The 14126-nt window shown below is 74.5% G+C and carries 13 protein-coding genes; 5 read left to right on the top strand and 8 right to left on the bottom strand.

Going from position 1 to position 14126, the window contains the following annotated elements; translation table 11 throughout:
- Positions 1–194 precede the first annotated feature (194 nt).
- From AB0J71_RS41500 to AB0J71_RS41510, 3 genes are all read right to left on the bottom strand, one after another.
- Complete coding sequence (locus tag AB0J71_RS41500) at positions 195–1607, bottom strand: FAD-dependent oxidoreductase (protein ID WP_364419611.1); 1413 nt, start codon at positions 1605–1607, stop codon at positions 195–197.
- A gap of 294 nt (positions 1608–1901) precedes the next feature.
- Positions 1902–2330 (bottom strand): type II toxin-antitoxin system PemK/MazF family toxin, encoded by a 429-nt coding sequence (locus tag AB0J71_RS41505; protein WP_352325357.1) that lies wholly within the window; start codon positions 2328–2330, stop codon positions 1902–1904.
- Positions 2323–3225 carry a helix-turn-helix transcriptional regulator gene (locus tag AB0J71_RS41510; protein ID WP_352325358.1) on the bottom strand — a complete coding sequence of 301 codons (903 nt, stop codon included), beginning with the start codon at positions 3223–3225 and terminating at the stop codon, positions 2323–2325. The genes AB0J71_RS41505 and AB0J71_RS41510 overlap by 8 nt, the downstream gene beginning before the upstream one ends.
- 280 nt (positions 3226–3505) lie before the next feature.
- Between AB0J71_RS41510 and AB0J71_RS41515 the strand changes: the two genes are divergently transcribed.
- Entirely contained in the window at positions 3506–3844 is a 339-nt protein-coding gene (locus AB0J71_RS41515) for a VOC family protein (RefSeq protein ID WP_364419613.1), read from the top strand.
- A 54-nt stretch (positions 3845–3898) separates the two neighbouring features.
- Here the strand turns inward: AB0J71_RS41515 and AB0J71_RS41520 are convergent, their stop codons facing one another.
- Entirely contained in the window at positions 3899–4975 is a 1077-nt protein-coding gene (locus AB0J71_RS41520; protein WP_364419615.1) for an epoxide hydrolase family protein, read from the bottom strand.
- Positions 4976–5025: 50 nt separating this feature from the next.
- On the opposite strand from AB0J71_RS41520, the gene AB0J71_RS41525 reads away from it, so the two are divergent.
- Positions 5026–5970 (top strand): YafY family protein, encoded by a 945-nt coding sequence (locus AB0J71_RS41525; protein ID WP_364419617.1) that lies wholly within the window; start codon positions 5026–5028, stop codon positions 5968–5970.
- Between the two features lie 7 nt (positions 5971–5977).
- Positions 5978–6751, top strand: coding sequence for a thioesterase family protein (locus AB0J71_RS41530; RefSeq protein WP_352329248.1), 774 nt, complete (start codon positions 5978–5980; stop codon positions 6749–6751).
- A 25-nt stretch (positions 6752–6776) separates the two neighbouring features.
- On the opposite strand, the gene gndA is transcribed toward AB0J71_RS41530, so the two are convergent.
- Both gndA and AB0J71_RS41540 read right to left on the bottom strand, forming a co-directional pair.
- Positions 6777–8201 (bottom strand): NADP-dependent phosphogluconate dehydrogenase, encoded by a 1425-nt coding sequence (gene gndA, locus AB0J71_RS41535; protein WP_352329250.1) that lies wholly within the window; start codon positions 8199–8201, stop codon positions 6777–6779.
- Between the two features lie 68 nt (positions 8202–8269).
- Positions 8270–8962 (bottom strand): HAD family hydrolase, encoded by a 693-nt coding sequence (locus tag AB0J71_RS41540; protein ID WP_364419644.1) that lies wholly within the window; start codon positions 8960–8962, stop codon positions 8270–8272.
- A 24-nt stretch (positions 8963–8986) separates the two neighbouring features.
- Here AB0J71_RS41540 and AB0J71_RS41545 point away from each other — a divergent pair, with 24 nt between their 5' ends.
- Together AB0J71_RS41545 and AB0J71_RS41550 are read left to right on the top strand one after the other, a co-directional pair.
- Positions 8987–9631 (top strand): SDR family oxidoreductase, encoded by a 645-nt coding sequence (locus AB0J71_RS41545; RefSeq protein ID WP_352329252.1) that lies wholly within the window; start codon positions 8987–8989, stop codon positions 9629–9631.
- Positions 9632–9712: 81 nt separating this feature from the next.
- A complete protein-coding gene (locus AB0J71_RS41550; protein WP_364419619.1) occupies positions 9713–12217 on the top strand; it encodes an ATP-dependent Clp protease ATP-binding subunit in 2505 nt (834 codons plus the stop codon).
- 4 nt (positions 12218–12221) lie between these two features.
- Here the strand turns inward: AB0J71_RS41550 and ptsP are convergent, their stop codons facing one another.
- Positions 12222–13823 carry a phosphoenolpyruvate--protein phosphotransferase gene (gene ptsP / locus AB0J71_RS41555; protein WP_364419621.1) on the bottom strand — a complete coding sequence of 534 codons (1602 nt, stop codon included), beginning with the start codon at positions 13821–13823 and terminating at the stop codon, positions 12222–12224.
- Positions 13804–14118: an HPr family phosphocarrier protein gene (locus AB0J71_RS41560; protein ID WP_352329388.1), complete on the bottom strand. Its 315-nt coding sequence runs from the start codon at positions 14116–14118 to the stop codon at positions 13804–13806. The genes ptsP and AB0J71_RS41560 overlap by 20 nt, the downstream gene beginning before the upstream one ends.
- Positions 14119–14126 lie beyond the last annotated feature (8 nt).

Raw genomic sequence — 14126 nt, forward strand, 5'->3', positions numbered from 1 at the left:
GTCTGCAGTCTGGATGCGGCATGGCTCCGCCGGCGGCTGTCGTTCCTGGGCCGGCCTGCCGTTTGGGGGCGGTGTCGTCCTGCTGGAACGCTCTGGAGCGGCGGCCGATGGATGCCTTCACGCCCGGTTGGGCCTCACCCGGCTCCACGGGTCGGCCTGGTCGGTGCGGGGCCCGCGCCGGCCAGGCCGGTGGGTCAGGCGGTGCGGGGTGCGTAGGGGGTGAGGTCGATGGGGGGTTGTTCGTCGAGGGCGAGCTTGGCGACGAGTTCGCCGGTGAACGGACCCGCCGTCAGCCCGTACGCGCTCAGCCCCGTCGCCACCACCACCCGCGGCGTGAGCCGCCCGATGAGCGCTGGGCCGGGGGCGTTGACCGGCCGCAGGCCGACCCTGGTCTCCGACACCGTCGCCCCGAACAGGCCGGGCGCCACCCGCAACCCCGCCGCGATCACCTCTTCGAGACCGCCCATCGTGACCCGGGGCGCGAACCCGACGTCCTCCACGGTCGCGCCGATCACGACCCGCGATCCGGGGAACCCCAGCAGGTACGGCCCGCTCCTGGGCAGCACGATGGGCCAGAACGCGGTGTCCACGCCGTCGAGGGTGGCGTGCAGGATCTGTCCGCGCCGGGGGAACACCGGCAGTTCCACCCCGAGTGGACGGCACACCTCGCCCGTCCACGCCCCGGCCGCCACGATCACGACGTCCGCCTCCAGCGGCACGCCTTCGCCGGCGGGCACGCGTTCGGCCACGGAAGGGGCGACGGGTTCGGCCGGTGGGACGGGCACGTCCGGCTCCACGGGCGGGACGGGCGCGGGGACCGGGGCCGGTCCCTCGGGGGAGCCGTCCGGAGGGCCGCCGAAGGGGGCGTCGCCCGCTGCGCCGACCGGTCCCTCGGCGGACGCCTCAAGGGGGCTCTCGGTCAGGTCGCCGGTGGCGGACGGCGGGTAGTCCGGCGTGAGGGGAGCGGCCTGGCGCCACGAGGTCGTCCGGCCGCTCACCGCGCCGGCTCCAGGCCCCGGCTGGGCCCACCGCGGCCCGCTCCCCGCCGGGATGTCCTCGTCGGCGGCGTGCAGGCGCACCTGCCCGTCGGGGGTGAGGACGGCGCTGCCTTGCAGCACCTCGGTGCCCCGGGCGACGGCGGCGCGCAGCAGCGCGTCGCGCACGGCGCTGCCGTCCACCCGGGCGGCGCCCGGCACGAGGAGCGCGCTGAGGTCGTCGGACAGCGGCGGGAACAGGTCGGACGGCGTCAGCACGTCGGTGACCTCGCCCATCTCGGGCGCGTCGGCGTAGCGGCGGCGCAGCAGGGCCCGCACCGGTTCGAGGTCGACCGGGTCCTCCGCCACCAGCAGGGCGCCGACCTTGGCGTAGCCGATGTCCTCGCCCAGCGCCTCGACCAGCCTCGGGTAGTGGCGGGCGCCCTCGCTGGTCAGCCGGTACCAGGAGTCGTCCTCCGGATGGTCCACCCAGGGGCACACGATGCCCGCGCCCGCCTGGGTCGCCTGGCCCTGGGAGCCGCGGTCCACCACGGTCACGGCCACGCCGCGGCCGCTCAGGTAGTAGGCCGCACTCGCCCCGACGATCCCGCTGCCGATCACCACAACACGCATGCACCCATGATCGCAGGCGCGGGCGATCTCGGACGATGACCGGATCGTGCGCTTACCATCCGGATACTCCCTCACGCCCATCCCGGGAGCTACGGGCCCACCCGCCGTAACGGGACCACCCGCCGTAACGGCCCACCCACCGCTAAAGGACCGCCCGCTCTCGTGACGGGACCGCCCGCTGCTACAGGACCGCCTGCTCTCGTGACGGGACCGCCGCCACTGCGGGCGCGAGCGGGGGCGGTGCGGGGAGGATCGGTGCGGGCGTGGGACGACACGGGCGCGGCCGTACGTGGGTCAGCCCACGCCCCACCCGTGCGTCTGCATGAGGACGGAGGCCACCCGCGCGAACCGGTCGCCGTCGAGAACCGCGCCCTCGCGGCGGATGTCGTCCTCGTCCAGGACGAAGACCCGGTCGAGCCGCAGGTACGACACCCGCCCGTCGCGGCCCCACGCGCCGATCTCCAGCCAGTCGGAGCCGTCGTCGCCCTTGCTCGACAACATCATGCCGAGAAGCCTGCGGCCGGTACGGCCCACGACCAGCAGCGGCCGGTCCTTGCCCCGCGACGGATCCTCCTCGTACGGCACCCACGCCCACACGATCTCCCCGGGATCGGCCAGGCCGTCGAGGTCGGGGGAGTAGGCCAGGGCGACGGGACCGTTGAGTGAGTGGACCTCGCGTACGACGCCCCGGGCGGGCCGGGGGTCCTCACCTGCATCACGCATTGGGGGAGCTTACGGTGGCAGGCGACCCGAAATCCACCCGTCCGTGGGGAGCGGAGGAGGCCAGCAGGCGGCGTAGGACCGTCGGGGTGTGGCCGACGTGGCGGCGGATCGTACGGGTCAGGTGGGCCTGGTCGGCGAAGCCGAGGTCGGCGGCGAGCGCGGCCAGGCCGGTCTCGCCGTTCTCCAGCCGGTCGAGCGCCCGGCTCACCCGCACCCGGTTGCGGTAGTGGGTCAGCGAGACGCCCAGCTCGCGGGTGAAGGCCCTGCTGAGCCGGTAGGGGGAGACGGCCAGGAACTCCGCCAGCGGCAACAGCCCGGCGGCCGCCGGATGGTCGGCCGAGATCGCCTCGCGGGCGGCGTCGGCGATGGCCGCGGTGGAGCGGACGGGGGAGGGCGCGGGCCGGCGCGCTCCGGCCGCCCCTTCTGCGACGGCCGGGGTGGTGGGCCCGGCCAGCTGGGTGAGGGTGGCGCCGGTCAGCGACAGCAGGGATTCGACCAGGGCGAAGTCGGGGTCTCCCGCGCGGGCGGCGGCCAGCAGGCGGCGGTGCGCGAGCTCGAAGCGGGCGTCGACGTAGACCGTCGAGCGGGCGAGGCGGGTGGTGTCGCCGGCGAGCGTGCGCCAGAGGGAGGGGGACAGGGACAGGGAGGTGCAGACGTCGCCGCCCGCCGGGTGTGCGAAGCGTTCCTCCTCGCCGGGCGCGCCGAGGTAGGCCATCGTCGGGTCGACGGCGGCCTGGCGGCCGTCGGCCATGCGGCGGAACGCGCCACGGTGGACCAGCACCATGCGGTGGGCCCGGCCCACCTCGGGCCGCGACCAGCCGCGGTGGTCGTCGACGCAGGTCACCAGGTCGAGGGTGAAGCCCTTCCCACGGGCCAGCAGCTTGGAGGATCGCACCCGCCGAACGCTACGCCCCACCACCGACAATCTCCCCGCCGGCCACGGCCCGAGCCGCCCGTGCCCCCTTCGGCCTCCGGGGTTACAACGTCGGAGGGGGATCGCGGCGGAGCCACGGGGCCGGCGCGGTGAGGCCCGAAGCGGAGGCATGGGGCGGCGGGCGTAGGACGGGGGTGCGGCGAGGGGTGGGTTCAGGGGTAGGGCCGGGGCGGCGGTGGGGTGCAAGGATGTTCAAGACCTCCGACGGGGTCAGCGGCAGGGTGGGGGCATGACAACAGTGATGTCCTCCATAGTTTTCGACTGCGCCGACCCCGTCGCCCTGGCGGCCTTCTACGCCAAGGCGACCGGCTGGCAGGTCGGCGACTCCGACCCCGGCTACGCCACCGTCACCGGCGGCCCCGTGCCGCTGGCCTTCCAGCGGATCGACGGCTACCGGGGCCCGGGCTGGCCCAACGACGGCAAGCACGTGCACCTCGACCTGACCGTCCCCGATGTCGAGGAGGCCAGGCGGGCGCTGGTCGCCCTGGGCGCCACCCTGCCCGGCCACCAGCCGGGCGGCGACGACTGGACGGTGCTGCTCGACCCCGAGGGCCACCCGTTCTGCGTGATGCCCGGCTAGAGCAAGGTCACCACAGCGCGGCCAGAGCACGGCCAGAGCACGGCCAGAGCGCGGCTAGAGCTCGGTGAAGAACGACCTGACGTCCTCGGCCAGCAGGGCGGGGGCCTGCAGGGCGGCGTAGTGGCCGCCGCGCGGCGGCTCCGACCAGCGCACCACGTTGTGGGAGCGCTCGGCGTAGCGGCGGACCGTGCTGTCGCCGGGGAAGACGGCCACGGCCGTCGGCGTCCTGCCGGGCTCGGCGGGCGGCCCCCAGTCGCCGCCGCTCTCGCGGTACAGGCGCGCGGAGGAGCCGGCGGTGCCGGTCAGCCAGGTGATGGTGACGTTGGTCAGGATGTCGTCGGGGGCGACCCCGCCGGGGTCCTGGCCCCAGCTCGCGAAGGCGTCCAGGTGCCAGGCGAGCTGGCCGGCGGGCGAGTCGGCCAGGGCGTAGGCGAGGGTCTGCGGCCTGGTTCCCTGGACGGCGGCGTACCCGGAGAACTCGCGGTGCCAGCGCTCGATCCGCCGCGCGCGTTCGGTCTCGGCCTCGGTCAGGCCGGACAGGTCGTCGGAGACGAACGCCGTGAGCGCGTTCAGGTGCACGCCCGTCACCCGGTCGGGGGCCATCCGGGCCAGGGCGGGCGAGACGAGCGAGCCGAAGTCGCCGCCCTGCAGGCCGTACCGGTCGTAGCCGAGGCGGTCCATGAGCTCGATCCAGGCGGCGGCGACCCGGCGCACGCCCCAGCCGGTCTCGGTGGTGGGGCCGGAGAAGGCGAACCCGGGCACGGACGGGATGACGAGGTGGAAATCGCGGCCGAGCGCCTCGGCCACCCGGGAGAAGTCGGCGAACGTGCTCGGCCAGCCGTGCGTCAGCAGCAGCGGCAGCGCGCCCGGACGCGGCGAGCGCACGTGGGCGAAGTGCACGCGCTGGCCGTCGATCTCGGTGGTGTGCTGCGGCAGCTCGTTGAGCCGCGCCTCGTGCGCCCGCCAGTCGTAGCCGTCCAGCCAGTACGCGGCCAGCTCGCGCACGGCCTCGGGCGGCACGCCGTACGACCAGCCGACCCCTTCCAGGGCGTCCGGCCAGCGCGTACGGTCCAGCCGCGCCCGCAGGTCGTCGAGCGCGGACTGCGGGATGTCGATGACGAATCGGTTCATGCCGACCACGCTAGGCAGCATTGCGGCCAGGATCGGGCCACAATGGACCCGTGCTCGACACCTCGGCGCGGCTCCTGCGCCTGCTCTCGCTCCTGCAGACCCGGCGCGAGTGGCCCGGCGCGGAGCTGTCGCAACGGCTCGGCGTGGCCCCGCGCACGCTGCGCCGCGACATCGACCGGCTGCGCAGCCTCGGCTACCCGGTGGGCTCCACGCCGGGGGTGGCCGGCGGCTACCGGCTCGGCCCCGGCGCCGAGCTGCCGCCGCTGCTGCTCGACGACGAGGAGGCCGTCGCGGTCGCGGTCGGCCTGCGCACGGCCGCCGGCGGCACGGTGACCGGCATCGAGGAGACCTCGCTGCGCGCCCTGGCCAAGCTGGAACAGGTGCTGCCCGCCCGCCTGCGGCAGCGCGTCAACGCCCTGCAGACGCACACCGTGCGCGTCGGCGGCCAGGGCCCGACGGTCGACCCCGAGCTGCTGACCCGCATCACCGCCGCCTGCCGCGACCGCGAGCAGCTGCGTTTCGACTACACCGATCACGAGGGCGCCGTCACGCTGCGCAGGGCCGAGCCGCACAGCCTGGTCAGCAAGGGCAGCCGCTGGTACCTGGTCGGCTGGGACGTCGACCGCCGCGACTGGCGCACGTACCGGGCCGACCGGATCGAGGTGCGCACGCCCAACGGCCCGCGCTTCGCCCCGCGCGAGCCGCCGGAGGCCGACGTCGCCGCCTGGGTGCGGCACCGGCTCGGTCACCAGATGTGGCCGGTGCAGGCCCGCTTCCTGATCCACGCCCCGGCCGGACGGCTGGCCGGCCGCATCGGCGGCGAGGTCGAGCCGGTGGACGAGACCGCCTGCGTGCTCACCATGCGCGGCGACGACCTGCGCCTGATGGCCGTGGCCGTGGCCTTTCTCGACCTCGACTTCGAGGTGCTCGAACCGGCCGAGCTGAAGGAACATCTGGACGCGCTGGGACGGCGGCTGCTCGCTTCCAGAATATGATTCGGTGATGGCGACGTCAGCGTTCTTCACGCGCAAGGAGGGCGAGTTCGTGCCCGCCCCGCACGCGCGCAGCCCCTGGTCCCCCGACATGCTCCACGGCCGTCTGCTCGGCGGCCTGGCGGCGAGCGCCCTGGAGGAGCGGCACGGCGAGCCCGGCCTGCACTTCGCCAGGCTGACCGTCGACCTGTTCCGCAACAGTCCCATGCTGCCGGTCACGGTGGAGACCACCCTGGTCAGGGATGGACGGCGGATCCGGGTCGCCGACGCCGTGCTCTCCACCGAACAGGGCGTGATCGGCCGGGCCTCGGCCGTGCTGCTCCGGAAGGGCGAGCAGCCCGCCGGCCGGCTGCCGCACACGCCCGCCTGGGACGAGCCGCCGCCCGCCGGCGACCCGGCCGAGGGGCACGGCTGGAAGCCGCCGTTCGACCTGTGGCGGCTGACCGATTGGGGACAGGGCGGGCGCGACCGGGTCTGGCTGCGGGAGACGCACCCGCTGGTGGACGACGAGCCGCTGACGCCGCTCACCCGCGCCGCCCTGGCCGCCGACTTCGCCAGCCCGCTGGCCAACGTCGGCTCGGCGGGCGTCAGCTTCATCAACGCCGACTACACGCTGACGCTCGCCCGGCTGCCCGAGGGCGAGCTGATCGGCGTCGAGGCCACCGGCCATCTCAGCGCCGACGGCGTCGCGACCGGCCAGGTCACCCTGCACGACGCGGCCGGCCCGATCGGGTTCTGCGTGGTCACGGCGGTGGCCAACCCGGTCGCGCTGACCGGCCGCTGACCGTCCGCCGAGCCCCGGCGGGCGGTCAGGCGGGGTGCTCGGCGCGGTCGCCCGACCAGTCGGTGTGGAAGGCGCCCTCCCGGTCCACCCGGTGGTAGGTGTGCGCGCCGAAGTAGTCGCGCAACCCCTGCACCAGCGCGGCCGGCAGGCGGTCGCGGCGCAGCCCGTCGTAGTAGGCCAGCGCGGAGGAGAAGCCCGGCGTCGGGACGCCGATCCGCACGGCCGTGGTCACCACGCGCCGCCACGCCTCCTGCGCGGCGTTCAGCGCGGCGGCGAAGGTCGGGTCGGCCAGCAGCGTCGGAAGCTGCCGGTCGGCGTCGTAGGCGGCGCGGATGCGGTCGAGGAACTTGGCCCTGATGATGCAGCCGCCGCGCCAGATGGTGGCCATGGCGCCCGGGTCGACGTCCCAGCCGTACTCCTTGGAGGCGGCGGCGATCTGGTCGAAGCCCTGCGCGTAGGCGACGATCTTGGACGCGTACAGGGCCTGGCGCACGTCCTCGATCAGCTCGCGGCCGCCGACGCCGGACAGCTTGGGGCCCTCCAGCGAGGCGGCGGCGGCGCGCTGCTCGGGGTGGCCCGACAGCGCGCGGGCGAAGACCGCCTCGGCGATGCCGGTCACCGGCACGCCCAGGTCGAGGGCGCTCTGCACGGTCCAGCGGCCGGTGCCCTTCTGCTCGGCCTGGTCCACCACGACGTCCACGAACGGCTTGCCCGTGGCCGCGTCGACCTGCTCCAGCACCTCGGCGGTGATCTCGATCAGGTACGAGTCCAGGTCACCCCGGTTCCACTCCCTGAACACCTCGGCCAGCTCGGCCGGCGTCGCCCCCAGGGCCTGGCGCAGCAGGTCGTAGGACTCGGCGATGAGCTGCATGTCCGAGTACTCGATGCCGTTGTGGACCATCTTCACGAAGTGCCCGGCGCCGTCGGGGCCGACGTGCACCGCGCACGGCACCCCGTCCACCTTGGCGGAGATGTCCTGCAGGATCGGGCCCAGCGCCTCCCACGACTCCTTCGAGCCGCCCGGCATGATGCTCGGGCCGAGCAGCGCGCCCTCCTCGCCGCCGGAGATGCCGGTGCCGACGAAATGGATGCCGCGCTCGCGCAGCGCCGCCTCACGCCGCCGGGTGTCCTGGAAATGCGCGTTGCCACCGTCGACGATCATGTCGCCCGGCTCCATCAGCTCGGCCAGCTGGTCGATCACCGCGTCGGTGCCGGGACCGGCCTTCACCATGATGATCGCCCGGCGCGGCCGCTTCAGCGACGCCACGAAAGCGGCCAGCTCCTCGGCCGGCACGAACGTGCCCTCCCCGCCGAACTCCCTGACCAGCTGCTGGGTGCGGGCCGTCGTGCGGTTGTGCACAGCGACGGCGTACCCGTGCCTGGCCAGGTTCCTGGCCAGGTTGCGCCCCATGGTGGCCAGGCCGGTGACGCCGATGTCTGCCAAGTCCATCTCAATGCTCCTCTGTGGGGGATACGCACGATCAAGCTGGGAGGTTCGGCGAGATATTCCCCCCTCGCTCAGGACAGGGAGCGCACGCCGAGCTCGTCCAGCCTGTCGAGCATGTCCGCCGGATCGGCGTACACGCGGAAGGCGCCGGCACGTTCGAGCTCGTCCCTGCCATATCCACCGGACAGCAGCCCGATGCCGAGCGCGCCCGCCCGGCGGGCGGCCAGCAGATCCCAGACGCTGTCGCCCACCACCATCGCATGCAGCGGGTCCACCTGGACGAGCGCCGCACCGGCCAGGAACAGATCCGGGTCCGGCTTGGCCCGCCGCACCTGGTCGCGGGTGACCATCGGGGTGTCCTCCGGCAGGCCGAGCATGCCCAGCGCGAGCCGGGCCGTACGGGCGTAGCCGCTGGTGGCGATGGCCCACGGCACGCCGCGCGCGGTCAGCTCGCCGAGCAGCTCGGCCGCCCCGGGCAGCGGCCGGACCGACGCCACCTGCTGCTCGTACGCCTCGGCGTGGGTGACCTGCAACTCGTCGATCTGCTCCTGGGTCAGCTTCAGGCCGGTCTCGCGCAGCAGCGCGCTGACGAACAGGCCGCCGCTCATGCCGATGCGCCGGTGGATGCGCCACACCGACAGGTCGATCCCCATCCCGGACAGCGCCTGCCGCCAGGCGATGACGTGCTGGTAGACGCTGTCGATCAGGGTGCCGTCGAGGTCGAACAGGAACGCGGGCGTGGGGGCCTGCGGGAAGTCGTTCATGACGTCCATGACACCATGGGGGGCATGCGGATCATCATCGCGGGTGGGCACGGCAAGATCGCGCTGCGGCTGGCCGAGCGGCTCAGGTCCGGCGCCGTCGGCCTGGTGCGCAACCCCGCGCACGTGGCCGACGTCGAGGCCACCGGGGCCGCGGCCGTGCTGTGCGACCTGGAGAAGGCCACCGCCGACGAGGTGACGGAGATCCTGCGCGACGCCGACGCCGTGATCTTCGCGGCCGGCGCCGGCCCGGGCAGCGGCGCGGCCCGCAAGGACACCGTCGACCGGGCCGCGTCCGTCCTGATGGCCGACGCCGCCGAGCGGGCGGGTGTGCGGCGGTTCATCCAGATCTCCTCCATGGGCGCGGGCCGCCCGCCCGCGCCGGGCAGCGACGCGGTCTGGGCCGCCTACATCGAGGCCAAGACCGCCGCCGAGGACGACCTGCGCGCCCGCGACGGCCTGGCCTGGACGATCCTGCGCCCCGGCCGCCTGACCGACGAGCCCGGCACGGGCCTGGTCCGGCTGGCCCCGCAGGTGCCGCCCGGCTCGGTACCGCGTGACGACGTGGCCGCCGTCGTCATGGCGCTGCTGGAGAACCCGGGCACCGCGCATCGCACGCTGGAGCTCGTCTCGGGCGACACCCCCGTGATCGACCTCATAGCCACCGAGTAATGCGTCCCCTTTGCCGATTGCTGGCTATGACTTGCGGCTTCTTCGGCTAGATGTCCCCCTGATGCACTAGGGGGAGATCAAATGTCCGACATGCCGTTCAGGTCGTTCTTCGGAGGAGATCCGTTCAGGGGGTTCGAGGAGCTCACCGGGCGGGTGTTCGGCGGGATGGAGGGCTGGCCGCCGTCCCGTCCCAGCGTGCAGCGGGTCGACGTGGGCAAGCTCCTCAGCGCCTCGGCCAGGGAGGTGCTCAGCCGGGCCCTGGAGGTCGCCGGGCAGCGCGGCGCGCAGGACATGGACGTCCTGGACGTCCTCGACGCGCTGACCGAGTCCGACGCCACCCGCCCGCTGATGCAGGCGGCGGGCGTCGACCTCGGCAGGCTGCGCGACCGCATCGACGCCCTGGCCGGACCCGGCACCGGAACCGAGCAGCCCACCACGCTCACCCCGGCGGCCAAGCGCGCCGTCCTGGACGCCCAGCGCATCTCCCGTGCCCTCCAGTCCTCCTACATCGGCCCCGAGCACCTGCTGCTCGCCCTGGCCGCCAACCCCGACTCCGGGGCCGCCCGCCTGCTCCAGGAGCAGGGCGTCTCGGCCAACGAGCTGCAGCAGGCCATCATGTCCGGCGCGTCCCGCCAGCAGCACGGCGACGGACGGCGGCCCACCGACACGCCCGCGCTCGACGAGTACGGCCGCGACCTGACCGAGGAGGCCAGGCAGGGCAGGATCGACCCGGTCGTCGGCCGCGAGGACGAGATCGAGCAGGCCATCGAGGTGCTCTCGCGGCGCACCAAGAACAACCCGTGCCTGATCGGCGAGCCCGGCGTCGGCAAGACCGCCATCGTCGAGGGCATCGCCCAGCGCATCGTCAACGGCAGCGTGCCCGACACGCTCAAGGACCGCCGCGTCGTCGCGCTCGACCTGACCGGCATGGTCGCCGGGTCGAAGTACCGGGGCGAGTTCGAGGAGCGCATCAAGAAGGTCATCGACGAGGTGCGCGCGCACGCCGACGAGACCATCGTCTTCATCGACGAGGTGCACACCCTGGTCGGCGCCGGCTCGGCCGAGGGCGGCATGGACGCGGCCAACATCCTCAAGCCCGCCCTGGCCCGCGGCGAGCTGCACGTCATCGCCGCCACCACCATCGACGAGTACCGCAAGAACATCGAGAAGGACGCCGCGCTCGAACGCCGTTTCCAGCCCATCCTGGTCAGCGAGCCCACCGTCGAGCAGACGGTCGAGATCCTGGCCGGGCTGCGCGACGCGTACGAGGCCCACCACCAGGTCCGCATCACCGACGAGGCCCTGGACGCCGCCGCCAACCTCTCGGCCCGCTACATCCCCGACCGGTTCCTGCCCGACAAGGCCATCGACCTGATGGACCAGTCCTCGGCCCGGGTCCGGCTGCGCTCGCGCACCCCCGCCAGCGACGTGCGCGAGCTGGAGGAACGCCTCGACGCGCTGCGCCGCGACAAGGACCAGGCGGTCACCTCCGACGACTTCGACCGGGCCAAGGAGCTCACCGTCCAGATCGACAAGCTCCGTCCCGAGCTGGACCGCGCCCGGCAGGGGCACGACAGCGTCCCGCAGGTCATGGTGGAGGACATCGCCGAGGTCGTCTCCCGGCGTACCGGCATTCCCGTCACCCAGCTCACCGAGCAGGAGCGCGAGCGGCTGATGCGGCTGGAGGAGCACCTGCACGAGCGGGTCATCGGCCAGGACGAGGCCGTCACCGCCATCGCCGAGGCCGTCCGCCGCGCCCGAGCGGGCCTGTCGGACCCCAACCGGCCCATCGGCAGCTTCCTGTTCCTCGGCCCGACCGGCGTCGGCAAGACCGAGCTGGCCAGGGCGCTGGCCGCCGCGCTGTTCGGCGGCGAGGACCACATGGTGCGCATCGACATGAGCGAGTTCCAGGAGCGGCACACCGTCTCCCGCCTGATCGGCGCGCCTCCCGGGTACGTCGGCTACGAGGAGGCCGGCCAGCTCACCGAGGCCGTCCGCCGCCGCCCGCACGGCGTCGTCCTGCTCGACGAGATCGAGAAGGCCCACCCCGACGTCATGAACATCCTGCTCCAGATGCTCGACGACGGCCGCCTGACCGACGGCCAGGGCCGCACGGTCGACTTCACCAACACCATCGTCATCATGACCAGCAACATCGGCGCCCAGCTCATCCTGGACGCCGAGGGCGACACCCCGCGCCTGCAGGACGAGCTCATGGACCTGCTGCGCCACTCCCTGCGCCCCGAACTGCTCAACCGCATCGACGAGGTGATCGTCTTCAAGCGGCTGGAACGCGAGCAGCTGCGCCAGATCGTGGACCTGCTGCTGGACCGCACCCGGCAGCGGCTGCGCGGCCAGGACGTCACCCTGGAGGTCAGCGACGAGGCCAAGGACTGGCTGGCCCGGCGCGGCTACCAGCCCGAGTTCGGCGCCCGCCCGCTGCGCCGCACCGTGCAGCGGGAACTGGACAACCGCCTGTCCACGATGCTGCTGACCGGCGAGGTGGCCGAGGGCGGCAAGGTCACCGTGGACGTCGAGGACGACCGGCTCCGGCTCAGGGCCCACAACCCCGAGCCGGTCGGCTGACCGGTCAGCGCCGCGGCAGCCGGGCGCGCTCGCGGCACTCCTCCAGGGTGAGGGCCGCCAGCGCCTCCCGGACGACGGGCACGCACACCGGAGCCATCGACAGGCTGGACACCCCGAGCCCCACCAGCAGCGGCGCGACCGCCGGGTCGCCGGCGGCCTCGCCGCACACCCCGACCGGCTTGCCCGCCCGCAGCCCGGCCTCGGCGCACATGCCGACCAGCCGCAGCAGGGCGGGCTGGGCCGGGTCGAGCAGGTCGGACAGGCCGGGATGCTGCCGGTCGGCGGCGAAGGTGTACTGGGCCAGGTCGTTGGTGCCGACGCTGAGGAAGTCCACCTCGGCCAGCAGCTCGTCGGCCTGGAGTGCGGCGGCTGGCACCTCGACCATCACGCCCGCGCGGGCGATGCCGCGGGCGCGCACGCGGCGGGCGAAGTCGGCCGCCTCGCGCGCGGTGGTCACCATCGGGGCCATCACCCGCACGTCGGCGCCCGTGGCGCGGGCGGCCTCGGCGATGGCGTCGAGCTGGGCGTCCAGGACGCCGGGCAGCACGCGGTCGACGCGCAGGCCGCGCACGCCCAGCGCCGGGTTGGGCTCGGCCGGCAGGCCGAGGAAGGGCAGCGGCTTGTCGGTGCCGGCGTCGAGCGTGCGCACGGTCACCGGCCCGCCCCCGGCGAACACCTCCGCGTAGGCGGCGACCTGCTCCTCGTGGGAGGGCGGCAGCCTGCGGCCGAGGAACAGGAACTCGGTGCGGAACAGGCCCACGCCCTCCGCGCCCGGCCGCAGGTCCGCGGCCGAGCCGATGTTGTGCAGCAGCCTCACCGGGTGGCCGTCGGCGGTCCTGCCGGGCCCGGCGCCGGCGGCCAGCCGCTCCCGGTCGCGCCGGTCGGACTCCCGTACGCCCTCCGCCTCAGCGCCGGTGAGGCCGACCGTGACCTCGCCGGTGACGCCGTCCACGCCGATCACCGTCCCGTCGGGGACGTCCATGACCCCGGCGCAGGCCACCACGGCGGGCAGGCCGCGGCCGCGGGCCAGGATCGCGGTGTGGCTGGTGGGCCCGCCGCGCTCGGTCACCAGCGCCAGCACCCGCGGGCCCAGACCGGCGGTGTCGGCGGGCGCCAGGTCCGCGGCCACCAGCACGAACGGATGGCCGGGGTCGGGCACGCCCGGCATGGACAGGCCCAGGGCGGCGGCCACCGCGCGGGACCTGAGGTCGTCGAGGTCGGCGGCCCGCTCGGCGAGGTAGCCGCCGAGCGCGGCCAGGGCCTCCCGGTGCGCGGAGAAGGCGGCGTCCAGGGCGTGGGGGGCGTCCAGGCCGTCGTCGCGCACGTGCGCCTCGGCCTGCTCGCGCAGCTGCGGGTCGGCGGCCATCATGGCCAGCGCCTCCAGGATCTCGGCCCCTTCGGCGCCGGCGTGGGCGGCGCGGCGTTCCAGGTCGGCGGCGAGGGCGTCGAGGGCCTTCGCGACGGCGGCCGCCTCGGCGCCGGGGTCGGTGACCCGGCGGGGCGCGGGCAGCACGGGCGGCGCCGCCATCCGCACCACGGGCCCGGCGGTGCGGCCCTGGCTGACCCCCACGCCCTTCAGCGCCGCCTCAGGCATCGAGCGCCTCACCGGCCGCAGTTTCAGCCGCGCCGGGCGCGGGGACGGCGTCGAGGTCGCGGGTGAGCAGGGCGGCCAGCGCGTCGAGCGCCTCCTCGGCCCCCGCGCCCTCGGCCTCCAGCGTCACCACCGTGCCCCGCACCGCGCCCAGCGACAACACACCCAGCATGCTGCCGGCCGGCACCGACTTCTCGCCCAGCCGCACCCGCACCGGCACCCCGAGCCGGGCCGCCTCCCGCACGAACACCTTCGCCGGACGCGCGTGCAGGCCGCCGGCAGAGGCCACGGCCACCGTTCGACTCGCCATCGCCAACC

This window comes from Nonomuraea sp. NPDC049637 (genome assembly GCF_040675235.1).
Taxonomy (GTDB): Bacteria; Actinomycetota; Actinomycetes; order Streptosporangiales; family Streptosporangiaceae; genus Nonomuraea.

What these genes read in the sequence shown, in the direction of transcription:
- AB0J71_RS41500 (WP_364419611.1), bottom strand. Translation starts at nt 1,607, where the DNA reads ATGCGTGTTGTGGTGATCGGCAGCGGGATCGTCGGGGCGAGTGCGGCC.
- AB0J71_RS41505 (WP_352325357.1), bottom strand. Translation starts at nt 2,330, where the DNA reads ATGCGTGATGCAGGTGAGGACCCCCGGCCCGCCCGGGGCGTCGTACGC.
- AB0J71_RS41515 (WP_364419613.1), top strand. Translation starts at nt 3,506, where the DNA reads ATGTCCTCCATAGTTTTCGACTGCGCCGACCCCGTCGCCCTGGCGGCC.
- AB0J71_RS41520 (WP_364419615.1), bottom strand. Translation starts at nt 4,975, where the DNA reads ATGAACCGATTCGTCATCGACATCCCGCAGTCCGCGCTCGACGACCTG.
- AB0J71_RS41530 (WP_352329248.1), top strand. Translation starts at nt 5,978, where the DNA reads ATGGCGACGTCAGCGTTCTTCACGCGCAAGGAGGGCGAGTTCGTGCCC.
- gndA (WP_352329250.1), bottom strand. Translation starts at nt 8,201, where the DNA reads ATGGACTTGGCAGACATCGGCGTCACCGGCCTGGCCACCATGGGGCGC.
- AB0J71_RS41540 (WP_364419644.1), bottom strand. Translation starts at nt 8,962, where the DNA reads ATGAACGACTTCCCGCAGGCCCCCACGCCCGCGTTCCTGTTCGACCTC.
- AB0J71_RS41545 (WP_352329252.1), top strand. Translation starts at nt 8,987, where the DNA reads ATGCGGATCATCATCGCGGGTGGGCACGGCAAGATCGCGCTGCGGCTG.
- AB0J71_RS41550 (WP_364419619.1), top strand. Translation starts at nt 9,713, where the DNA reads ATGTCCGACATGCCGTTCAGGTCGTTCTTCGGAGGAGATCCGTTCAGG.
- AB0J71_RS41560 (WP_352329388.1), bottom strand. Translation starts at nt 14,118, where the DNA reads ATGGCGAGTCGAACGGTGGCCGTGGCCTCTGCCGGCGGCCTGCACGCG.